This window comes from Bacillus arachidis (assembly GCF_030285945.1).
Lineage (GTDB): Bacteria > Bacillota > Bacilli > Bacillales > Bacillaceae_G > Bacillus_A > Bacillus_A arachidis.
In genome coordinates, this window is record NZ_CP127376.1 from 2,570,091 (window position 1) to 2,591,989 (window position 21,899).

At 34.8% G+C, this 21,899-nt stretch carries 18 protein-coding genes, 2 pseudogenes and 3 other annotated features; of the genes and pseudogenes, 5 read left to right on the forward strand and 15 right to left on the reverse strand.

Annotated features, from left to right (window positions below):
- Positions 1–4 precede the first annotated feature (4 nt).
- The 3 genes from aroC to QRY57_RS14810 form a co-directional block, all read right to left on the reverse strand.
- Complete coding sequence (gene aroC, locus QRY57_RS14800) at positions 5–1,177, reverse strand: chorismate synthase (RefSeq protein ID WP_286015393.1); 1,173 nt, start codon at positions 1,175–1,177, stop codon at positions 5–7.
- A gap of 53 nt (positions 1,178–1,230) precedes the next feature.
- Positions 1,231–1,465 (reverse strand) — a binding site (T-box leader).
- Between the two features lie 9 nt (positions 1,466–1,474).
- Positions 1,475–2,551, reverse strand: a complete 1,077-nt coding sequence (locus tag QRY57_RS14805) for a bifunctional 3-deoxy-7-phosphoheptulonate synthase/chorismate mutase (RefSeq protein WP_026591109.1) — start codon at positions 2,549–2,551, stop codon at positions 1,475–1,477.
- A 139-nt stretch (positions 2,552–2,690) separates the two neighbouring features.
- Positions 2,691–2,924, reverse strand: a binding site (T-box leader).
- Between the two features lie 55 nt (positions 2,925–2,979).
- Positions 2,980–3,212 (reverse strand) — a binding site (T-box leader).
- Positions 3,213–3,325: 113 nt separating this feature from the next.
- Entirely contained in the window at positions 3,326–6,820 is a 3,495-nt protein-coding gene (locus QRY57_RS14810; protein ID WP_286015394.1) for a DUF4020 domain-containing protein, read from the reverse strand.
- A 185-nt stretch (positions 6,821–7,005) separates the two neighbouring features.
- Between QRY57_RS14810 and QRY57_RS14815 the strand changes: the two genes are divergently transcribed.
- Positions 7,006–7,443 carry a YndM family protein gene (locus QRY57_RS14815; protein WP_026591111.1) on the forward strand — a complete coding sequence of 146 codons (438 nt, stop codon included), beginning with the start codon at positions 7,006–7,008 and terminating at the stop codon, positions 7,441–7,443.
- 132 nt (positions 7,444–7,575) lie between these two features.
- Here QRY57_RS14815 and QRY57_RS14820 read toward each other — a convergent pair whose 3' ends face one another.
- Together QRY57_RS14820 and QRY57_RS14825 are read right to left on the reverse strand one after the other, a co-directional pair.
- A complete protein-coding gene (locus QRY57_RS14820; protein WP_286015395.1) occupies positions 7,576–8,100 on the reverse strand; it encodes a cysteine hydrolase family protein in 525 nt (174 codons plus the stop codon).
- Positions 8,100–8,651 carry a GNAT family N-acetyltransferase gene (locus QRY57_RS14825; protein ID WP_090689875.1) on the reverse strand — a complete coding sequence of 184 codons (552 nt, stop codon included), beginning with the start codon at positions 8,649–8,651 and terminating at the stop codon, positions 8,100–8,102. Before QRY57_RS14825 ends, QRY57_RS14820 begins: the two co-directional genes overlap by 1 nt.
- Before the next feature lie 200 nt (positions 8,652–8,851).
- Between QRY57_RS14825 and QRY57_RS14830 the strand changes: the two genes are divergently transcribed.
- Together QRY57_RS14830 and QRY57_RS14835 are read left to right on the forward strand one after the other, a co-directional pair.
- Complete coding sequence (locus tag QRY57_RS14830; protein WP_208017624.1) at positions 8,852–9,271, forward strand: SgcJ/EcaC family oxidoreductase; 420 nt, start codon at positions 8,852–8,854, stop codon at positions 9,269–9,271.
- 40 nt (positions 9,272–9,311) lie between these two features.
- Entirely contained in the window at positions 9,312–9,779 is a 468-nt protein-coding gene (locus QRY57_RS14835; RefSeq protein ID WP_286015396.1) for a GNAT family N-acetyltransferase, read from the forward strand.
- Between the two features lie 100 nt (positions 9,780–9,879).
- On the opposite strand, the gene QRY57_RS14840 is transcribed toward QRY57_RS14835, so the two are convergent.
- The 3 genes and pseudogenes from QRY57_RS14840 to QRY57_RS14850 all read right to left on the reverse strand — a co-directional run bounded on the left by QRY57_RS14840 (position 9,880) and on the right by QRY57_RS14850 (position 12,391).
- On the reverse strand, positions 9,880–10,434 hold the full coding sequence (locus QRY57_RS14840) for a GNAT family N-acetyltransferase (protein WP_286015397.1): 555 nt from the start codon (positions 10,432–10,434) through the stop codon (positions 9,880–9,882).
- A 39-nt stretch (positions 10,435–10,473) separates the two neighbouring features.
- Positions 10,474–10,644, reverse strand: a pseudogene (locus QRY57_RS14845) (nitroreductase); the annotation flags it as partial.
- Positions 10,645–11,164: 520 nt separating this feature from the next.
- Complete coding sequence (locus tag QRY57_RS14850; RefSeq protein WP_286015398.1) at positions 11,165–12,391, reverse strand: phospholipase D-like domain-containing protein; 1,227 nt, start codon at positions 12,389–12,391, stop codon at positions 11,165–11,167.
- Positions 12,392–12,728: 337 nt separating this feature from the next.
- On the opposite strand from QRY57_RS14850, the gene QRY57_RS14855 reads away from it, so the two are divergent.
- Together QRY57_RS14855 and QRY57_RS14860 are read left to right on the forward strand one after the other, a co-directional pair.
- Positions 12,729–12,929 carry a DUF1657 domain-containing protein gene (locus QRY57_RS14855; protein ID WP_003198197.1) on the forward strand — a complete coding sequence of 67 codons (201 nt, stop codon included), beginning with the start codon at positions 12,729–12,731 and terminating at the stop codon, positions 12,927–12,929.
- A gap of 191 nt (positions 12,930–13,120) precedes the next feature.
- A pseudogene (locus QRY57_RS14860) lies at positions 13,121–13,429 on the forward strand (VOC family protein); the annotation flags it as partial.
- A gap of 132 nt (positions 13,430–13,561) precedes the next feature.
- On the opposite strand, the gene QRY57_RS14865 reads toward QRY57_RS14860, so the two are convergent.
- From QRY57_RS14865 to QRY57_RS14895, 7 genes are all read right to left on the reverse strand, one after another.
- Positions 13,562–14,314 carry an aminoglycoside phosphotransferase family protein gene (locus QRY57_RS14865; RefSeq protein WP_286015399.1) on the reverse strand — a complete coding sequence of 251 codons (753 nt, stop codon included), beginning with the start codon at positions 14,312–14,314 and terminating at the stop codon, positions 13,562–13,564.
- Between the two features lie 291 nt (positions 14,315–14,605).
- The gene (locus QRY57_RS14870; protein ID WP_286015400.1) at positions 14,606–14,986 is read right to left on the reverse strand and encodes a VOC family protein; all 381 of its coding nucleotides are present in this window, start codon (positions 14,984–14,986) and stop codon (positions 14,606–14,608) included.
- Between the two features lie 664 nt (positions 14,987–15,650).
- Entirely contained in the window at positions 15,651–18,263 is a 2,613-nt protein-coding gene (gene ppsA, locus QRY57_RS14875; protein WP_286015401.1) for a phosphoenolpyruvate synthase, read from the reverse strand.
- A gap of 956 nt (positions 18,264–19,219) precedes the next feature.
- Positions 19,220–19,534: a DUF3892 domain-containing protein gene (locus QRY57_RS14880; RefSeq protein WP_286015402.1), complete on the reverse strand. Its 315-nt coding sequence runs from the start codon at positions 19,532–19,534 to the stop codon at positions 19,220–19,222.
- A gap of 256 nt (positions 19,535–19,790) precedes the next feature.
- Positions 19,791–20,372, reverse strand: coding sequence for a DUF4256 domain-containing protein (locus QRY57_RS14885; protein WP_286015403.1), 582 nt, complete (start codon positions 20,370–20,372; stop codon positions 19,791–19,793).
- A gap of 245 nt (positions 20,373–20,617) precedes the next feature.
- Positions 20,618–21,007: a cupredoxin domain-containing protein gene (locus QRY57_RS14890; protein ID WP_286015404.1), complete on the reverse strand. Its 390-nt coding sequence runs from the start codon at positions 21,005–21,007 to the stop codon at positions 20,618–20,620.
- A gap of 313 nt (positions 21,008–21,320) precedes the next feature.
- Positions 21,321–21,893, reverse strand: coding sequence for a dihydrofolate reductase family protein (locus QRY57_RS14895; RefSeq protein WP_286015405.1), 573 nt, complete (start codon positions 21,891–21,893; stop codon positions 21,321–21,323).
- Positions 21,894–21,899: the final 6 nt, after the last annotated feature.

Here is a 21,899-nt window from a genome sequence, read left to right on the forward strand (position 1 = left end):
CTTTTTAAAATTCTTTTGCATATTTGTTATGCTGTGTTATATTTTGCTTGATTAATTCCATGCGATCTTTTCCGAATTGTTCAACTAATGCATCCGCAAGTTCCCATGCAACAACAGCCTCTGCAACAACACTTGCAGCTGGTACTGCACAGCTGTCAGATCGTTCAATACTTGCTTGGAATGTTTCTTTCGTATCAATATCTACACTCGCCAGTGGTTTATATAATGTAGGAATCGGCTTCATTACACCTCTTACTACAATTGGCATTCCTGTAGTCATACCACCTTCTAATCCACCTGCATGATTCGTTTTTCTCGTATATCCTCTTTCTTCGTCCCATAGAATTTCATCATGTACAGAACTTCCTGGCTGCCTTGCCGCCTCAAATCCAATCCCGATTTCAGCACCTTTAAAAGCATTAATACTCATAATTGCTCCTGCAAGCTTTGCATCTAATTTTCGATCATAATGGACGTAACTTCCAACGCCAATTGGCATTCCTTCCGCAATGACTTCTACAATTCCGCCAATTGAATCACCGTTTGCTTTCGCAGTATCAATCGCATCCATCATTGTTTGTTCTACCTCTTTATCTAAACAACGAACAGACGAATTCTCTGTGATTGTTTGAATTTCTTCTATTGATAACTGCCCTACATGACTTGCTTTGACACCGCCAATTTCAAGAACATGCCCAGCGATCTGTACATCTAATTCTTTTAAAACTTGCTTTGCAACTGCACCAGCTGCTACTCTTACGGTTGTTTCCCTTGCAGAAGAGCGCTCTAGAACATTTCGTATATCACGGTGCCCATACTTAATTGCACCGTTTAAATCTGCATGTCCCGGACGTGGTTTTGTAATCGTGCGTTTCATTTCTTTACTTTCTTGCTCAGAAATCGGTTCAGCTCCCATTACTTTCGTCCAATGTTTGAAGTCATCATTTTTTACGATTAATGTAATTGGGGAACCAAGTGTCACTCCGTGGCGTACACCACTTACAATCTCTACTGTATCTGTTTCAATTTGCATGCGTCTCCCGCGACCATGCCCTTTTTGTCTTCTTAATAATTCCTTATTAATATGTTCTGCTTGTAACGATAACCCTGCAGGTACACCTTCTAAAATAACAGTTAACTGTGGACCATGTGATTCTCCAGCTGTAATGTATCTCATTTCTCTTACCCCTTTATTATTTTTTTGTACAAAAAAGTCCCTACTGAGCAATCAGTAGGGACGATTATTATCGCGGTACCACCCTAATTGTAGACTACTTTCGTCTACCTCTTATCATTTTTAACGATCTATAAGACCGTCTTTCCCTTCGTAAAGACCATGATCTTTACTACGAAAAAGATGCTCTAGGGCTGTAATTCATGCTTATCTTTGTACTGATTCTCAGCGTCCATCAGCTCTCTATAAACAGGGAGATAAGCACTACTGTTTCCCTTTCAACGCATATTCAATATGAAATTAAGATAATTTATTTTTGAAACCTTTTAACTCTTCCATGAATTTATGGAACTCTGGAATATCCATTTGTTGTGCAGAATCAGATAATGCAACTGCTGGATCCGGATGTACTTCAGCCATTACTGCGTCTGCTCCAATTGCCAGTGCCGCTTTTGCAGTAGGTAATAATAAATCTCTGCGTCCTGTAGAATGTGTTACATCTACGACAACTGGTAAATGTGTTTCTTTCTTTAAAATTGGCACTGCTGAAATATCTAACGTATTACGCGTCGCTCTTTCGTATGTGCGGATACCACGCTCACATAGAATAATTTGATCATTCCCTTGCGCGATAATGTATTCAGCTGCATGAATGAATTCGTCAATTGTTGCTGCTAAACCACGTTTTAATAACACTGGTTTATTTACTTTACCTACAGCTCTTAGTAAATCGAAGTTTTGCATGTTTCGTGCTCCAACTTGAATGACATCAACGTAATCAAGAGCCATCTCTACATCGTTTGGATTTAAAATTTCACTAATAATCGCTAAATCGAATTCATCAGCTACTTGACGTAAAATTTGTAAGCCTTCAATCCCTAATCCTTGGAAGTCGTATGGTGATGTTCTCGGTTTGAAAGCACCGCCGCGCATTAATTTTAATCCTTGTTCTTTCATCGCTTGCCCTACTTGGCGAACTTGCTCTAAGCTTTCTACAGCACAAGGCCCCATAATGAACGTTTGCTTTCCATTTCCTAATAATTCACCTTTTACATCAACAATTGTATTTTCTTTTTTCTTTTTACGTGAAACAAGTAACGCTTTACGATTGTCATCCTCCTGCAATTCTAAGCTTGCTTTGAAAATTGTTTTGAAAATGTGTTGAACTGTTGAAGTTTCGAATGGACCTTCATTATGTTCCGCAATCATATCCAGTACTTCACGCTCACGAACTGGATCAAAACGTTTCGTACCTTGCACTTGTTTTTGTTTTCCAATCTTTTGAACGATTTCTCCACGTTTATTTAACAGTTGTAATAATTGTAAATTGATTTCATCCACCTGTTTACGTAATTGTTCTAACTCATGATTTGCCATTTTAAAATCCTCCTTTTAATGTTTAAAACTATTTGAAGAGAATAAAAATTCCCTATTTTCTGAATTAAAATTCTATAAAAACTTATTGTGAGATCGATTCCGCCTTTTTTGTGTACAAAAAATCCCTACTGATCTACTCAGTAGGGACGATATTTATCGCGGTACCACCCTAGTTGTAGACTACTTTCGTCTACCTCTCTTCACTGTTAACGATCATTTGACCGTCTTTCCCTTCATAAAGACTATCATCTTTACTACGAAAAAGATGCTCCAGGAATGTAATTCGCACTTGTTTTTGTACTGGTTCACACCAACCACCAGCTCTCTGTTACAGGGAAACAACTACTACTTCTTTTCCTTTCACTGCATGTAATATTCAATTTTCAAGTTGGACCACAAAAATACAAAAAGTCCCTACTGATCCAATCAGTAGGGACGATATTTATCGCGGTACCACCCTAGTTGTAGACTACTTTCATCTACCTCTCTTCACTGTTAACGATCATTTGACCGTCTTTCCCTTCATAAAGACTATCATCTTTACTACGAAAAAGATGCTCCAAGACTGTAATTCATGAGTATCCCTGTACTGATTCACACCAACCATCAGCTCTCTGTTACAGTAAGATCTTCACTACTGTGATCTCTTCATTGCACTTTGTTTATTCAAATGTTTGTGAAATTGAATAAGTATGATTCGTATTATAGAATGCTTTTTAAAATACTGTCAATACTTTTTTAGTTATTTTTTAAAATTCCACTCTTTCCCCATTATCAATCTTGTAAATTTGTCATCACAAGTCCAATACGAATCATTTCGTTTTGAATAGATATTAATAATTGTTTCTCCACTTGGTAATCTGTTAACAATTGTTTAATCTCAATGATTTCATTTTCAAAAGAATTTGCCTCATGAAGGTTTTGCAGTAGCGAAAAAAACAATTCACCATAGGTTTCCACATGATATTTCATGTTATTTTTCTTTTCCAAAATAGCCAAAAATAGTTGTTTCATTTCCGCTTGGTCGTAACGTTCTGATATGGGGGAGAAACGAGTAAGAATTGTTTGTATTCCGTTTTCTGCAACTTCATCCATACATAATACAAAACGTAAAAACATGACATATTCTCTACCAGTTACAGAACTCATTTTTGGACGTTCCATTAAAAAGCCAGCTAACCAAGCCTCCCAAAATTTTTGTTGTTCTCTTACGCTTAATGTTTTCACATAATAACATAAGTATTCCATAAACTTAATTTTGTCATTTTCCGTTTCCTGTATAAAAAGTGGATATAACCAATCGGCTCGTTGATCCCAATATAATACACATTTAATAAAAACAAAGCTGAGCCACTTTAAAAATACTTTCTTTGTATGTGGATGTAATACATATAAATGTTCGACTGCATATTTAATATATCGCTTTATCTCTGTAAATAGCGGTAAATTTATTTGTGTATAGCAAAGGCCTGACCATGCATATTTTATTACCTTGTCTTGTTTTTTTAAGTCGAGATAAGGTAGCAAATTTTTTCTACACCATTGTTTCTCAATATGGTACAAAAATGTTATGTCTGCCGTTAATCGTGCAAGCATGAAATGTGTACTTTGTGACAACGTTCGCATTTGTTCTTCAAATAAAAACAAGTATTCGTGAATGTTCCGATCGTATAAGTGATCATATGCTAGCAGCTTTAATAATACTGACGTCATCTTTCCAATAGGATGTTGAATAGACTCATTATAAAAGTCATGTTCCCCTATCTTGAAATTCGGATCACTTTTCATTACTTGGGGAAATAAAGAAAAGGCAAAACGTTTCACAACACGTATACTATCCTCTTGAAATTCTTCTAATCGATTGCTGATTTCATAAAGAAAACTACTAATTAACCAATGAAAAGATGTATTCCTTACAAATTGTTGTAAGAGTGGAATAATTTTTTGTATCTGTTGATTAGTAAGCTTTCGATTATTCCCCCATGCCCTAATACAGACAAACCATACTTCATTACTTACCATACTTTCCCCTACTAATTGATAAGCAAGCGAAATACTCCACTCTGTATTCAATTTACATGCTTTTGATAACATTTCTAAAAAATGACGCTGCTCAAAAATACCGTCATGAGAAAAGAGCTTAACTTGTTTCATCATTTCATGCTCTTTCAATTGCAATAACCCATCAGCAGTTACGTTACATGTAATGCTTTGTACAGCATCCTCTACTCGCTTTTCACCATAACTCTCTGGGGAAAAATGCGGATGTTTTTGTTTCATTTTTTTATATGCTTGTACTGTACAATTACCATTCGGATCACATGTGTATAGTAAATCCATAACAAGACAAGCATCAAAAGCTCTCTCATTAACAAGGTGTTTCATCACCCTTTGTAACACCTCTTGTTTACTTTGTTCCGAGGCACAGGAATAATGCTTCTTTAAAAAATTAAATACTTCATGCCTATATGTAACATGTAAAAGTAAATTTTGTTCTAGCAACCATTTGACTTTTTCATCGTCAGTTGCAAATGAATTTCCACTCATTGCCTCTACCGCAATTCGTTTTTGTAATATACTATCTGTTTCAATCATTTGAGCGATATAGTAGTTTGCCTTTCTCTTATGATTCGCACATAAATATGCGAGGGATTCTTTTACAATACGAATTAAAAATGTAAAATCTTTTGGCTGTAAATCATGTTCAGAAAACTCGACTCTATTATATGTCACACCGTCCTTTTTTTCTAATGCAGCCTGTCTTAAAAATAACATTTGGATTTTTTCTAATCCCATAACCATAATTTGGTCAGCAAAATATGCGATATGCGGTTTCATTCTTTCATCCCAAATCTGTTGTACAAATGAAAATACAGGAACTGGTAAACGACTTGTTTCCTCTAATTCAATCGAATCCTGCATATCGTGTTCCCATCTTCTGACACGTTTTAATTTAATCTTTCCATCCAAAATAAACGCCAACAATAAGATGAAAATTTCTTTATGTTCAGGGAAAGAACATCTATGTAACAAATGTGAAACAAGTTCTATAGAACTGCTATTTTTTTCTGCTGTTTCTAGTAAAAGTAATGTCCATTTTGCAAATAATAGCGGTTCAACCTGCTCTTTTGTTTCGTTTAAATACGTACAAATGGCCCGCCATAACAAAGGAGAAATTTTTGAGTGATTTTTATAAATAAGCTGAAATAATTCTTTTTGATGACTAAAAAGAAATTGTTTGACAAGCCAATCGGCCAGCAATTCATCCTCTTCATTATGAATGGTGGAAAGTAAAAATAAATTTTGGAGTTTCCCTTCTGCCTCTAACCATTCTACCCACTCGTAATCACGAGCAAATTCTATAAAATACCGGAGTGTTTCAATCTTTTTTACTGATTGCTTTATATATGATAATTGCTCTTGTTCAACTGATGGTGGAACTGTCACAATATCACGAATCCGCATTCTTTTTGTAATATAGTTATCCCCCATTAATTCAGCCCAGCGCCTCACAGCTTGCACAAGTGCCTGATGATTGTTCACCTTATTTGGATAAACAATGGGGCGTACTCCCAAATGCTCCCAATGATATGTATTATCTCCTTGAGCAACAAATGCATAACGTCTTGTACTCGGTGGTAAACCTGTTGCTAAATATTTCATAACAGGATCATTATGGCTATATCCGATGAATAGTACCGTATAATTCGAAAATAAATCAACTAAAAATCTTCTTGCCCATCCCTCTGTTAAGTAAGCCCTTCCAAAATCACCGTCCGTTAATATTAAATTTTCTTTCTCCTGCTCTATATTGCCATGTATATATGCTAAACCTTTGAACGCTCTACCTGTTGGAAGTGCAGGTGCGTAATATATATTAATATCTCGATTCATTTGTCTAATTACACTTGTAAAATGTTGATCAAAATTTGTAGTGACGATGCGAACATCAATGTCATCTGAGAAAAGCCGCGGAATCGCATAGTGTAATGGATTCGGCTTTGAATCTTTCACATCAACAAGATCTTGTGCAACTTGATGTACATCTTTCGTCTTCGCAACTTTTCCAAGATAATAATCATGCGGTTCGTTTTTTTCACGCTTTTCAACGTATAAAGTTTCCGCAATTTCATCAACTAAATCATCGAAATTTGGTAAGTTTGATTTCCCTTTCATAGAAACCCCTGCTCCGACAAATAATACAAGCCTTCCTTGCTCAAGATTATCAAATAGTTCATCTGGAATTTCTACTTCTGAAGTAATCCACATCTGGATCCCCCCTTACCTAAAAATGTCATATACTCTCATTTTACTATAACATTTTTTGTTTATTTTTTTAATATTTCGACAAGATGTTTAACATAAAAAAATTTTTTACACTCATGTACATACATAAGTAATGTATGAACTTCTTGTTTTATACCAAAACTATGTAAAAACAGGAGGTGTGCACTGTGAGCAATTTTACTAATGTGCTTATCAAATTTATATCGTGTATCATTGCTTTTGCTATCGGACTTGATTTGTTTTTTGATGCAACAATTGTTGATGTTATTTCCTTTAGCCTGTTTGTAACAATCGTTTCCTATATGTTTGTTGATAAGATTCTATTGGAGCACATCGGCAATTCCGCCGCTATTATGGCCGACTTTTTGTTGACATATTTAAGCGTATGGATTTTCGGTAATATTTTATTGGACAATTATATGCAGATCGCATGGGGTAGTATTCTGTCCGCTATTCTCTTTACGTTATCTGAAGTATTTGTGCATCGCGCCTCTCATACGCATGAAAGACATAAAAATGAACGAATTAATATGAATGGTCGATTCGCGTATGGAACTGAGTTTGCTGAAGAACAAAACATCTTAGATAAAGATAAGAAAAAATAAGAAAAGAAGGATGTCACAATCTATATCATGACATCCTTCTTTTTCATAAACTTTTCTTTTGATAATATTGCTCCATAACAGATTGCGGAACCATTCCGCTACCTGCTGTCACTACTTCCTTTCAATTCGATTTTATACTTCTATCTTTATATTTTTGAAATCCACAACATCAGCAAATGCACCCAGTACTGCATTATGATGCTTAACAATTTCTTCCGCGCTCAATTGCTCCGAGTCAAATGTACTATGTGCATCGCGAATCAAAGTTACTTTATATCCTTCACTAAAAGCTCTGCGAGTTGTTGTATCCACACAATATTCTGTTTGCATTCCTGATATAATTACATGTTCGATTTCCTTATCTTCTAATACTTTACGAAGATTTGTTTTATGGAAAGAATCTGGTGTTTCTTTTTCGATAATGGTATCACCATCTTTCGGTGCAATGTCAGAATGAATATTCCAGGCCGGTTTTCCTTTTTCTAAAGGATGACCTTTAGGCCCATTATGCTGTACATATATAACAGGAATCTCATTTGAACGACATTTTTGAATTAATTCTTGTAAGGTTTCTAATAATTTCTGTCCATTATGTACTGGTCCATTTGCCGTATACATACCTTCTTGAACATCTATTACTACCAAAGCTTTCTTCATCACACATCGCTCCCTTTTTTTCTATACTCCATCATCCAGCAATCTTCTAATTTCCCTTCGTGTAACTCATGTGCTTTTAATCTTTTCACCTTTTGAAATCCACATTTTTCATAACACCGAATGGCACGTTCGTTACTTACTCTTGGATCCATTGCAATTGCTTCTGCCCCTAATTCGTTGATGATATATGTAATTGTAGCTTGTACGAGTTCTGTACCAATTCCTCTATTCCAATATGTTGGTTCACCAATAAATTGGTCCATGCCCCATATATCCTGATTTTCTCTATATCCATATAACTTGTTCCATTCTGATTCTATCGGGTACATTTGCACATAACCAATTTGTTCTCCAGCGTATTCTACTAGACACCTTTTTTCATCACTCTTTGGATTTTGGATAAAATGCATACGTACTTTTTCTGGAGATTGCGGATTATCTCTGCCTTCGTAATACTGTAAAACTTCAGGATTTGTTAACCATTTTGAAATTGTATTCACATCTTCTTCTATAACATATCTAATCGATACATCCCCTTTTTGAAATAACATATTTCACCTCTTTATTCATAACCTTATAATATTCTATACTCATTGAATTAAGTCCTCTTATTAGACAGTGAATACGATACACCGCCTTGCCATCATACCTTCGTATAAGTTTCACCTCAAAAAATACTACTATTTCTGGATGTTATAAAACCTTTACTTTAGTAATCTATAGATATCAAACCAACATAGGAGGAATAAAAATGTCTAAAGGTTATGATTCAAAAGAGCAGCAACAAGAAGAAATACATGCAATCCGGCAAACGATCACCGAAATGGAAATTGCATTTAATACACATGATGCGAATGAATTAGATCGACACTTCACCTTAAATGCCACATGGGTCAATGTGCTTGGCAAGCGGCTTTCAGGTTGGAAGCAAATCAATGAGACGCACAAAGTTCTTTTACCAGGACCTCTTCGTAATTCATACGCTCGTTATACAATTGAAAGCATTAATTTCATACGTTCCGACGTAGCTATCACACATATTAGACAATATCCAACAACCTCTGACGGGACAATAATAGAAAATGAGCAAGGCAGTCTTGCTGTTTATGTGATGGTCAAAGAAAAGGAAGCGTGGAAAATTGCTGCCGGGCAAAATACGCTCATTCAATAATACTTCACATATCCCCTATTTGAACTGGAGGTTACAACTCATGTCGCACGTAAATCTGAAAAAAATAACTTCTACAAACTGGCGAGAAGCTCTAAACCTTTCTGTAAATATTAAGCAACAAAAATTCGTTTCTGAAGTTACACCACCTGTTGCTATTGCACTTGCAAAAGCGTATATTAAGCCGGATGATAGAATGATTGAACCTTTTGGAATTTATCATAACGAGAAAATAGTTGGTTTCTTTAATCTACATTACGAACCGGATTATCAAAAGGACTTTTGGCTATTTCATTTTTTTATCGACAAAAGATATCAAAGAAAAGGGTTTGGGGGCGCGGCAATGAAAGTATTAATTAACCATATAAAAACCATTCATCCATCTTGCCATCGCATTCGCTTAACTGTGCACCCTGAAAATGATTCGGGTCAAAAATTCTATTCAAATCTTGGGTTTACCGATGATGAAATTCTCACATACGGTGAACAAACCTATTCCTTGTACCTCTAGAATTTTTTTATCTTAGCATGATAACGAACAAAGAGTGCCATGAAAAGTTCTAAAGACACTCTTTGTTCGTGTGAAGTACTATAGGTTATATCGGACTGTCTTAAAATCTCAAATACCAATATATTGCAACTTCATCACTTTGCTCATTTATCCCTTTATATACAAGAAAATCAAAGCCCCCTATAACAAATCCACAACTCTCATAAAAGTTGCATGCTCTAACGTTATTGCATTGTGTCTCCAGCATGATTCCTGGCATTTCACAAGCTTGCGCCCATTGCTTTGCTCGCTCAATTAATTTTCTACCTACTCCAAGCTGTCTAAACTGCTTATCTACTGTTATATCTTCCACGTAAGCAAAACCATTCCAATTCCTCTTTAATATAATCATTCCAATTATTTGGTGATTCATAACCGCCAAAAAGATTATTTGATCTGGATTATTAACATATTCACTATAGTCTATCTCATCCTCTTTATATATATCGTCTGAATAATTTTTCTCATAGCTTGGTATTTCTTGCACTGTGTATTCTATTTGTTGATTTATAGCTCCTAATGAAAGAACTAGCTTAGAGTCAACCGTAAAACTATCATCAATTTCAGGAAATTCATTCAAATCTTCTAATTCTAGTTTCCTAATAACAATGTCCATCTTTCTCTCCTCTAAGTAAAATATAATATATTCCCCATACTAAATATTTATAGCGATTCCTGCAATGTATAAACTAACAATTATGAGGAAAGGCGGACCAATCATTGCACCTCTTAGATGCATCTTATCATTGTTATACCCCTTCATTCCTTCAGTACTTGAAATAACAACAAACCTCAGATTAATCTGGCAAAGTATAACCCAATCTATAAATGTAAATAGAAACCACCTAAGAACTGTCTAGCGACACAAAAGCACCAACTGTTTTTGTGAACAGATAAAGACTAATGTTAAGTAAACGTAATAATAAAACAGTAAATCAAAAAAGATGTAATACTCATGAAACAAACTCCTTTTCAAGCTTCTCTCATTGAATTATTACATCGATTGTTTAAGTCCCTATAGTACAAAATTGCACATCTATCTTATTTGATTTTTTAACGCTGTTAAAAGCTATGCTACATATTTTTATAAATGATTAAAGAATTCTGCATGAGAAACTTCCTTAAAGCTACTGATTGCAGAAGTCAAATCATATCCATTCTCATTCATAATTTTTTCAGTTCCTTTAAAATAAAGTTTTCTCGGTGTATCCATCTATTCTGCTCGCATTGGTTAACAATTTTTTGATTCTGATTAATTGCGTTACTAAGCTTCACCCATGTGTCAGTAATTTAATTTATTCTAAATAAATGCCGTTTACTACTCCTTTATATAAAATACTTTGTTTTTACAAATAATACGCAAACATTTTTGCAACCTTTTCTTTCATTTTTTCTTTTATCGATAATTGATTGACGTCAGAGGATGTTACTCGCTTTGAATTTTGTAAATCTGCATGAATGACTGGCTTTATTTTCGAAATATAGACAGGGTCATGGATATAACAGTTCATTTCTTCATTTAAATGAAACGAGCGCGAATCAAAATTCACGGTCCCAACCATCAATACTTTTTCATCAATCAAAAATACTTTACCGTGTAACACTCCCTTTTTATAACCATATACTTCCATTCCCTGTTTTAATGCTTTTCGGATATATGGATACGCTGCTTCTTTCACTAACAGTGCATCCGAATGAGGTGAGAACAGAATTTTGACACGGACTCCCCTCTTTCTTGCATCTACTAATGCGTTCCAAATCGTTTTGTCTTTTGGTATAAAATAAGGTGTTAATATAATGATGGACTTTTTTGCTTGTTGAAACAGCATTGCATAATCTTGTCCAAGTTTTTCTCCGCTATAATATGCAGTAAATCGATGCGAGGTTGCTCCCTTTTCCTTTATCGCGCTGTGTTTCGGAATCGGTTTCTCTGAGTTTTTCTTCCAGTCTAACACAAATTGGTTTTCTAGATCTTGAACGCCTTCTCCTCGTATTTGAAGGTGATAATCTCTCCAGTAACCAAGTTTTTCTTTTTCCCCCAAATACTTCTTGCCAATGTTAAATCCGCCAATGTACCCTATCTTTCCATCAATAACTGAAATACGACGATGATTCCGATGATCCAAAGAAGAAGAAAGATAAGGGAAAGCAGGCTTATTGTAATATGTAAAATGCACTCCTTGTTTAACTAATAATTCTCTTTCCTTTTTCTTTAGTAAAATTCCACCTAGCCTGTCCAACGCATAGTATACTTCTACACCTTCCTGACTTTTTTGCCTCAATAACTCTAGAAACTGATGACTTACTTTATCATCAGCAATAGAGAAAAAGTTAATATGCACGTAATGTTTTGCTTTTTTTATATCTGAGAATAATTGATTGTTTAACTGTTTCCCGTCTGTATACATAGTAATATCACTTTGACGAATAGGGTATTGGCTAGGCTGCTGGCCAAATCTCCTACTTTTTTCAGCTGCTGTTCTGTCAATTTCATCCCACACAAGCAAAACAAAACATACGCCGATAAATACAAAGAGGAGTACCAGGAAAGTTTTCCCTATCTTTTTCAACATATTTAATCTCCTTTATATCTTATCGTTTTCTTTCTGTTAGTTTTTGTTATCGGTACAAAACTATTCCATACCCATCCATGAATCTAATCTTCACCATAGAATATATAAATAAATTACGTTCTTACATGGTAGATTTTTCTTATGAATATTCTATTCACGTTAAGTTAACATAACACCACTTAACGGTATTCCATGTAGCTATTAGCTAAAAAAATCCTTCCTCGAATAATTAACTGTAAAATTTCTCATTCACATAACCCTAAAATTGGAAATCGTACTATAATAACAAAATAGGCATTCTATATTTTGAAGCACATTTACAAGGAGGAAATACTACATGACAGTTAGCACTAAACTTAAACAAACTATCGCTGGATTAAAGAGTGCTCAAGCATGCCTAGAAGGATTTGTTCTTGATACTGATAACCAGCAAGCAAAACAATTATATAAAGGTGCAGCACAACAAACTCAAGAGATTATTGAATCTTTAAACCCTCGTCTTCAGCAAATTGAACAAGAAGAGCCTCAGTACAAGTAATAACGTAATACCTTTCACATAGAATATCTTCCACATGGAAGCGTGCTCAGCTTAGATATAACGATTATTAAAATGATGATTACAATTAAAATCAAGATAAGAAAAGGAAGTATCCCAAAACAAAAAAATGTACATTTTCATCTGGAGATGTACATTTTTTCGTTTTAAGTGTGTTATAAAATTCTTAAGTTGATGGAGAGGCAAATCCTTTATATCACAATAAAGCTAAACACTTTGAATCTTATTTTATTACTTTTGAATCTGAAGCACGTCTTGAAATTATGCGGAAGAAAGGAATAGAAGATAAACCTAATCCCAATATAACTGGATATGCTCATTTGTTTTTTTCTGTTGGTAGTGAAGAAAATGTGAATCAACTAATCAAAACATTAAAAGAAGCTGGATATCCTGTATTAAATGGACCACGTTTCACTGGAGATGGCTATTACGAGAGCATAATAAGTGATCTGGAAGGAAATCATATCGAGATAACCCTCTAGCATCATACTTATATTATTAGATATTTAAATTATGAAATGAAATAAAAACCGTTCAATAATTTTGAACGGTCTTACTATCTCATTCTTTAAAAAAGTTTGATCATTACAGCCATGCTGGTTCTGTCGTTTTCCTTAATGACAATACCGGTCTACTAACCCCTTTAGATGTTCTATGTTTTCTGAAGATGAATTTTCTGATAATCTAGCCCCAGCAATAATAGGAGCCCACTCCAAAACTTCATTCCTTGATAAGCCAGTATTATTGCAATATATACGTAAATACATTTCAGCTAACTCGACTGAAGACTGCGCATACAATAAATATGTTCTGTATACATCTGCACGAATATCTCCCGCGCTAGCATCTACCCAATCAATAATTTTCAGGTTATCATGACTCATGATCAAATTAAATGGATGAAAATCTCCATGACATAGCCTAGGTTCAATTACCATTGAATCCAATTTTATTAACAATTTATCCTTTTGTTCCTCATCTAGATTGTATACTGATTCAATCTGGCGATGTAGCTTTGCTGACATCGGTTCAAGTATATCCGAATTAACAACAACAGCATGCATCTTTTGTTGTATATCGACACAAATACTTATGTAATGCTCCGCCCGTTCCATATGATTTATCAAAAGTTCACCAACTGTTTGCCCTTTTACATATTCCATTATAATTGCTTGCCTATCCTTTATTTCTGTAACTTCAAATACCTGAGGGACGTTAAGTCCACATGAATAAGCGTAATCTTGTTTCTTTGCCTCGTATAAAGATTCTGTATTTGGAAAGTGTTTTTTAAACACTTTTACAATTTTATGATCACAAAGATATATCTTTGCTGTATTCCCAATAGCTATTGGCTTACCTAGGTTCAATTATTTTCTCTCCTTAAGATAAATTACAATAATGCCTTACACTTCATCTAATATATTCGATGTAATTATATTGAAAGCCTCCCCTCTTATATTAAACTCAGAATTTTTTAATACCCATATTTCGTTAGCGAAACAGGTGATCGATTAACAATACATACAGTAGAAGGATCAAATCTTGGTTCTTTTATTTTTTCCTATCGATCAGAGACCAATAAAAAAGACCCTGTAAAACAGGATCTAAATAAACTTTAAAACATCGTGTCAATATTTCAAATCGATTTATGCTCTTAATTATTTTTTCTCCATAATTGCAAAATAATTTTTCTCGTGATCAGCAAAATTAAATGCTCTTCCAGACGGCATATTTACAATTTCTCCGACTGTAATTTCTTTCTCTACAAACTCTTTATATAACTTATCGATATCTTCAGTGAAAAATAACATGGATGGCGTACTTAAATTTAATTCAGGCTGCATCTTCGCAATTAATTCTTTATTATGTAGAATAATACTCGTTTCCGCTTTCTCCGTTGGCGCAATTTCAATCCATCTAAATCCTTGACCATTATTTTCATCAGCAACTAAGTGGAAACCTACTTTTTCTGTCCAAAATTGCACAGCCTCATCTTGATTATTTACATATAACATAATTTGACCGACTTTATGAATCATCAACTTCTCTTCCCTTCTTCTACTTCAGTTGTATTCAGTATATACGAACTAGCGTTCTTTTTGAAGTACTTTTATGCTAAACTTTCACTTCACACATTTTTACACACTGATTTTCTCGCTCTCTTCATATTTTGAGATGAGTTTTAGTATTTAAATAATAGCCAACCTACTATCCCTTAACATAATAATATTATGTAAACTATATTGTTATATTCTCTCTTCACTTTAACCTATATATCTTAACTTGTTACAGGGGCATGAAATGTTGCTCCTTTTGGATGGATTGGCTTCTACTTTTCCCTTTCTCCTCTGTTGTTAGTGTAAAATGACAATACAGTTATTTAATTTTACAAGTTCAAACAAGCATAACCCCGTTCTAAATTTAGGACGGGGTTATGCTTGTTTGATTTTTGACGTAATATAATTTACTACACTAAAAATATAACAATAAAGTCGTTTGAAATTCTAAGTTTTATTCAACAATAGCTTACTTTAACAGAAGACCCGATTTCAACATAATCTTAACAGACATTAATATTGTTCTTCCGTTACTGCCCCCCATTTGTCCTAGTGACTGAGGAGATTACCATAGACCGCAAAGCACCGTGTTATCAATGATTCTCTTAATTCGAATGCTCTTCTTTTATGATTTAAATGTAATGAATTATAGTATTTCTATATACCCTTCTGCTCCATTCACCCTGATCCTTTGTCCATCCTTGATCAACTTCGTAGCATTCTCCACACCTACAACTGCTGGAAGACCGTATTCTCTGGCAATGACAGAACCATGGGTCATCAAACCACCTACTTCCGTAACCAAACCCTTGATAGATACAAACAGCGGTGTCCAGCTAGGGTCAGTAAAGGCGGTAACCAATATATCTCCCTCTTCTAAATTCGCATTTTCCATATTTAAGATGACACGTGCTCTTCCTTCGATAATACCGGAAGAAACAGGTAGGCCTGCAATAGCATTAGGTGGAATATATTCCCGTTTGTACTCACCTGCAATGATTTCACCATCAGAGGTGATAACACATGGGGGAGTTAGTTTTTCATATAATTTGTACTCGTCTTTTCTTTTGCTGATGATCTGGTAATCTAGTTTATTTGTGCGTACAACTTCGCGAAGTTCTTCAAAAGTGAGATAGTATATATCTTCTTTTTCATGAATAACATTGACTTGCACGAGTTGTTCGGCTTCTTTCAGTAAAGCCTGCTTATAAGCGAAGTAGCGATTAATCATGGCGTATTTTGGATATTCACGATAACCGATGAAATCCCGGATTAGGCTGATCATTCGTTTTGTCTTTTTAGCTTTTTGTTTACCACCCGGTAATTCTTTCAATTGATCTAATAACTCTTGTTCCTTTTTCAAAGCTTCCTGTCGCCCTTGCTCGAATTTCCAATTGCTAGCATTCGGCTCAAAGTTTTTAATGTTACCGAGAATCATGGGGACAAGTGTAGTTGGTTTTTCACTCCAACGAGTTTTAGTAATATCAATTTCTCCACTACATCGCATTCCGTATTTATTGAGATAAGAATAGATAGCGTCTCTGGTTTTTTGTCCTCCTTCAAACTTAACCAGTTCATCCAAAAAGTTATCATCTTTTACATGTTGTAAATAAGCAATTACTTCTGGATAAGGACGAATCACATCTGCGACATCCAATAATGCTAGACCCATTTCCGAAGTAATATTGTTTGGTACAGATTGAGAAAGCGTGTCTGCTACGTTTTTTTCACCTAACCACTTCTCCATTTTTTTATTGATCCATGATGAAGCATCCATAGCTGCCATAATTACACCCAAACTCTGCGGGTTAAATAATATCTTCTTTAATTGCTGGATATCTTCTAGAATAAAATTAAATAAATTTGATCCTGATTTCGTTTGAATGTTTTGTTTTAACTCTTCTATCGATGTTTGACTACTCTTAATCAAATCAGTAACGATCGTCGGATTGTTTTCGATTTGTGTTAGAAAATCCACAGATTTACCATTATTACTTTGACTGGAACTTTGTATTTTTTCATCATCTGGTAACGATTTTATAAATTTTTTTCGCTTGACTACGGTCATAAGTGCGTCTTTGATGAGCGGATTGGATTGTCCCATGACATTTAATAATTTTTTTCTACTGACAGGCGAAGCCAGATTATGTGTGACATCAACAAATAACCTTCCACCAGCTGCATGCATGGGTGGATGAGCTGTTAACTGGAATAAAGACATCCCCAATGGTTTCATGGGGTCAGTCATCATTTGTTGATGACCGACAGATACATAGACGTGATTTTCTTGATCACTCGCTTCAGGGATGGGGTATAAAGTAGTGATTGGCCGGCTCTGAACAATATATAATGTATCATCAACCAAACACCATTCGATATCTTGTGGGCAACCAAAATAAGCTTCGATCTGGCTTCCTATGCGTGCTAGTTGTAATATTTGTTGTTCAGTAAGTGTTTGGCTTTTTTGCTGATTGGGTTCTATTTGCTGTGTTTCTGTGCCTCCTTCTTTTAAGGCGTAGATTGCTAGTTTTTTGGTTGCAATCATTTTATCGATAATCTTTTCTTCTTGCACCTTATAGCAATCGGCAGATACCAAGCCGGAGACAAGGGCCTCTCCTAGTCCAAAGCTAGCATCGATAGATAGTAGCTTTCGATTGGAAGTAATCGGATCAGCAGTAAATAAAATTCCTGAAGCCTGCGGGAACACCATCCGTTGAATGATAACGGATATATACACTTGACTGTGGTCAAATCCGTTTTGCATACGGTAAATCACGGCACGATCTGTAAATAGGGAAGCCCAACATTTGCTGATGTGCTGTAAAATGGCTTCTTTTCCGATGATATTTAAATAGGTGTCTTGCTGGCCGGCAAATGAGGCATGTGGTAAATCTTCAGCAGTTGCACTGGAACGCACTGCATAAGCATGTTCATCGCCAAACTGGGAGAGATAGTAAGTAACAGCTTTCACAACATCGAAAGGAATCTCTACTTCCATAATGATTTTCCGAATTTCCCTGCTGATTTCACCAATTTGATTTCGATCCTCTACTTTTAGTAGTATTAGTTGATCCAACAATGCGTGGAACGCTTCGTTTTGTTCGAGGGCTTTTTGATAGGCTTCTGTCGTAACACAAAATCCTTCTGGCACTTGTATTCCATGAATCTTCGATAGTTCCGCCAAATTCATTCCTTTGCCACCGACCAAGATTTGTCTCGTTTTATCGATCTCCCGAAACTCTAGTACATAGGGTTTCATTTCCTTCCCTCCCATCTATCGCTCAATACCAAGACGAATTATATGAAAAAATTGTTCATCTGATCAACTAATTACGCTGTCCACTCGTTCTTGCTCCTGATGAAGTTCTATATTCATATCAAACACTCCTTTAAAAAAATTGCTTTGTTAAATTATATTATTGAAACCATTAGTAGGTAATAATTATGTCTCCAATAGAATAGAGTACCGAAATGAACATCACCAATTAAACCTGCCGATTTACGCAGGGAAAAACCCTCCAAACAATCGTTCGCACATTTCAGAACATTCGTTTGATTCAATCAAATATCTACAGAATTCTTTAACAAAACCTTTTTATTATAATTGCTTGCTTTCTCAATATGTATATATATTAGATGTGTTAAAATCAAAAACAACGGCATGATTTTTCAAAAAAAAAGGAAGGTGAACAAGAATGAACAGAAACCTTATATGGTTGGCATTGATTTTAAGTTTACTGGTAGTTGTGCCGTTTAATTGGCATCTCGGCATTACTTCGTTAGTTATAGTATTTATTAATATGATCACTAAATTTTCTTTATATTTCATAGGGATATTATCCGCTCTACACCTTATACAATATTTAAAACGAAAATCTAAATACGAAAAACAAATACTTGAACTTTTAAAAGAAATTAAGGAGAGTACAAAAAAGGATTGAGTCCTGTACAATACAGGATCCAATCCTTATTAGCTGCTTAGAATATTTGTCTAACTTTTTGGATTCACTTTAAATCATGAGTTTTTTTAATTGTCCACGATTCGAGGTACAGTCTAAATATTAAGAAATTGGGCTTTTTTTGTTACCTCATTAAAGCGTCCTATAATTGAATAACTGATGGTTTTCTTACAGAAAGTTTACGAAATTCATAGTAAATTAGTAAAGTAAAGAAGAGAATATCCAAATTAATATTCTCTTCTTTAGGTTTATCCGTTTAAAAAGAAGGCAAGTTATCTAAGTTATTTTCTTTAATACCGTCAGGTTCACTACGTATAATATCCCTGCCATACTTATGAAATACGTCCACATGAGCTAACTTCCCTGATTTTGCTTCATCAAGAGCAGTAATATAATCTAATTCTCTTCCACTACTTGTTTTAAAAGCAATAATATCATCCTCATCATTTTTACGAACTGCAACAATTTGTTCTACTCCTGAATCGACTTCCTCAACTACTTCCAATTGAGCTTGGTCTTCCCCTTGTTGTAAGTAATCATTATAAATTTTTTGAAAGTCTTCTTTATCCATAAAACCCACCTCCAAACATTTTATTAATATGTTCGGATGCTATTAGTTTTATGTACTGTGATCCTTAAGAAAATGATTCTTTTACAGTTTTTTACATTTCCATTCTATAAATGCGAACCTATTCCACTTTTTCAGCTCGTATTCAAATCGAACACAATTTTTGCTATAGAACTGCGCCCGATGGTTGAAGAATGAAATTAAAACGTTTCCCTAAGTGATCCATTCCCAAATTCAAATTTAGCTGTCTGTGCAAAGTTTAGACCCTTAGCGAGCCACGAAAACCCCTAGCGGCATAGTAAGATTCTGCTCCATTGTGATACACGAAGACGTGCCCAAAGCGATAATCGCAAAAAAGGGCACCGCCGAGTTCTCTAATATCAGAAGGTGTTTGCACCCAACTTGACGTTTTCTTATCGAAATTTTCAAGATTCTGCAACGCCCGATATTGTTCTTCCGTTAATAGTTCAATGCCCATGGCACTTGCCATATCAATAGCGTTATTTTCTGGTTTATGTTTTTTTCTTGACTCTAGCCCCTCAAGATCGTAACAAACACTTCTACGGCCTTTAGGACTTTCCGCTGAACAATCATAAAAAATGTATTCGCCCTTCTCTATATCATACCCAACAACATCCGGTTCGCCGCCAGTTCTTTCCATTTCATTGAGCGACCACAGTTTTTCAGTATTAGCATCCAGCTTTGCTTGGACTTTAGCCCATTCAAGACCTTTATGGCGATTCATGTTTTTCTCAAAACGAACTTTCAATACTTCAAGTAATTCTTCACATTGTTCTAGTGACAATTCCTTTTTATTGTTAATTTCATTTCCCTTTGTCATGTTAGGTCCCCCCCTTATTATTTATACTCATATTAATTTCAGTATATATAAATAATCATTTTATAATAAATCATTTAAATGATTGTGTGAATTCAGTTTACAATGGATTATAGGATTTAGTAAATCCATTTCTCCACAATCCTGCCCATATGCAGAGGAACGTTAGCTATTATAATAATGTCTGGGTAATAATAAGTAGGTTATCGTTGCTTATTAAAAAAGCAAGGCCCGATTGGCCCTGCTTGTTATTTGACTATTACTTTTCCATCCATTCCTTTCTGGAAATGGTACCGACATATCAGTTCGTATGTGCCGGTTTCATTCGGTTTCACGGTAATTGTTTTTTCTTTTCCCGGTTGAATTTCAGCGTCAATTTTGAGCTTCTCTACAGTGAAGGTGTGCTCTTTTTTACCTTTGTTTTTCAATATCAACGTTGTCGTTCTTCCAATCGGAATAGTGATGACATTCGGATTAAAGTAATCATCGTTCAACTCGACCTCAATCATTTCCACTGACTCAACAGGCTGTGTTACGACGCTGGATTCGGCAAATACACTGAGTGAGCCTGTATTTGTCACAACTATAAATATCGCAAGCAAAATGACCAATCCAGTTAACCACTTTTTCACAGACATTCGCAATCCTCCCTTTCCTAAGCACTATTGTTTTCCAATTCATAAAATATTATTACTATAAATGAGGTACAACGTGCTTCAAATAGTAACTCTTTCATCTGAAACAGTGACAAAGAAAAAAATCAACTCTTATAACAACCTTCTACAATCCATTCCTCTTCACTTAACCTGCACCATTAGTTTAAGTGTAATACTTCATATTCAAAAAAAATATTTTTTATCATCTCTTTCATCTAGTTACCTTTTTAACTAAATGGTACAACGAGTATTTCCTATTGATATTTATTGTATTTTATCTTTGGAATGTGCAATATTATGAATTCCCATTCAAACGATAGATTAGTTGCACAACGCCCGAGGAGAACGTTCTTGTATGAACCATCTTTAAATTCAATCTCTGTTTTATATCAATAAACAACGGTTTTCCTTCTCCCAAAATAACAGGGTGAACGGATAATCTAAATTCATCAACAAGCCCTAAATTGATAAAAGTTGTAATAAGACTTGCTCCACCATATAGCCAGATGTCTTTACCAGGCTTATTCTTTAATTTATTTACTTCTTCAATAATATTATCATTTATGAATATTACTTTATGATCGGTCCCTTTTTGCGTTCTAGAAAACACATATTTTTCTTTACTATGAACTAATTCCCAAATTTCTTTTTCAGTATCAGTATCTTCAATTTCTGGAGTAAATTGTCCCCATAAATCGTAGCTTTTTCTTCCATATAAAATAGTATCAATTTGATTTAAGAAATTAATAAACTCCATATCAGAGTCCATGATACACCAATCAACTTCCCCATTTTTCCCTTCAATAAAACCATCTAAAGTAACTGCTAAATCTAAAATGACTCTTCTTAGCCTTACGTTATTGGACATAATTCT

Coding starts and splice junctions, on each gene's coding strand:
- QRY57_RS14810 (WP_286015394.1), bottom strand. CDS start 6,820: ATGTGGATTACTTCAGAAGTAGAAATTCCAGATGAACTATTTGATAAT.
- QRY57_RS14895 (WP_286015405.1), bottom strand. CDS start 21,893: ATGTCCAATAACGTAAGGCTAAGAAGAGTCATTTTAGATTTAGCAGTT.
- QRY57_RS14880 (WP_286015402.1), bottom strand. CDS start 19,534: ATGGATAAAGAAGACTTTCAAAAAATTTATAATGATTACTTACAACAA.
- QRY57_RS14890 (WP_286015404.1), bottom strand. CDS start 21,007: ATGTCTGTGAAAAAGTGGTTAACTGGATTGGTCATTTTGCTTGCGATA.
- QRY57_RS14885 (WP_286015403.1), bottom strand. CDS start 20,372: ATGACAAAGGGAAATGAAATTAACAATAAAAAGGAATTGTCACTAGAA.
- QRY57_RS14855 (WP_003198197.1), top strand. CDS start 12,729: ATGACAGTTAGCACTAAACTTAAACAAACTATCGCTGGATTAAAGAGT.
- ppsA (WP_286015401.1), bottom strand. CDS start 18,263: ATGAAACCCTATGTACTAGAGTTTCGGGAGATCGATAAAACGAGACAA.
- QRY57_RS14870 (WP_286015400.1), bottom strand. CDS start 14,986: ATGATTCATAAAGTCGGTCAAATTATGTTATATGTAAATAATCAAGAT.
- aroC (WP_286015393.1), bottom strand. CDS start 1,177: ATGAGATACATTACAGCTGGAGAATCACATGGTCCACAGTTAACTGTT.
- QRY57_RS14830 (WP_208017624.1), top strand. CDS start 8,852: ATGTCTAAAGGTTATGATTCAAAAGAGCAGCAACAAGAAGAAATACAT.
- QRY57_RS14835 (WP_286015396.1), top strand. CDS start 9,312: ATGTCGCACGTAAATCTGAAAAAAATAACTTCTACAAACTGGCGAGAA.
- QRY57_RS14820 (WP_286015395.1), bottom strand. CDS start 8,100: ATGAAGAAAGCTTTGGTAGTAATAGATGTTCAAGAAGGTATGTATACG.
- QRY57_RS14840 (WP_286015397.1), bottom strand. CDS start 10,434: ATGGACATTGTTATTAGGAAACTAGAATTAGAAGATTTGAATGAATTT.
- QRY57_RS14825 (WP_090689875.1), bottom strand. CDS start 8,651: ATGTTATTTCAAAAAGGGGATGTATCGATTAGATATGTTATAGAAGAA.
- QRY57_RS14850 (WP_286015398.1), bottom strand. CDS start 12,391: ATGTTGAAAAAGATAGGGAAAACTTTCCTGGTACTCCTCTTTGTATTT.
- QRY57_RS14805 (WP_026591109.1), bottom strand. CDS start 2,551: ATGGCAAATCATGAGTTAGAACAATTACGTAAACAGGTGGATGAAATC.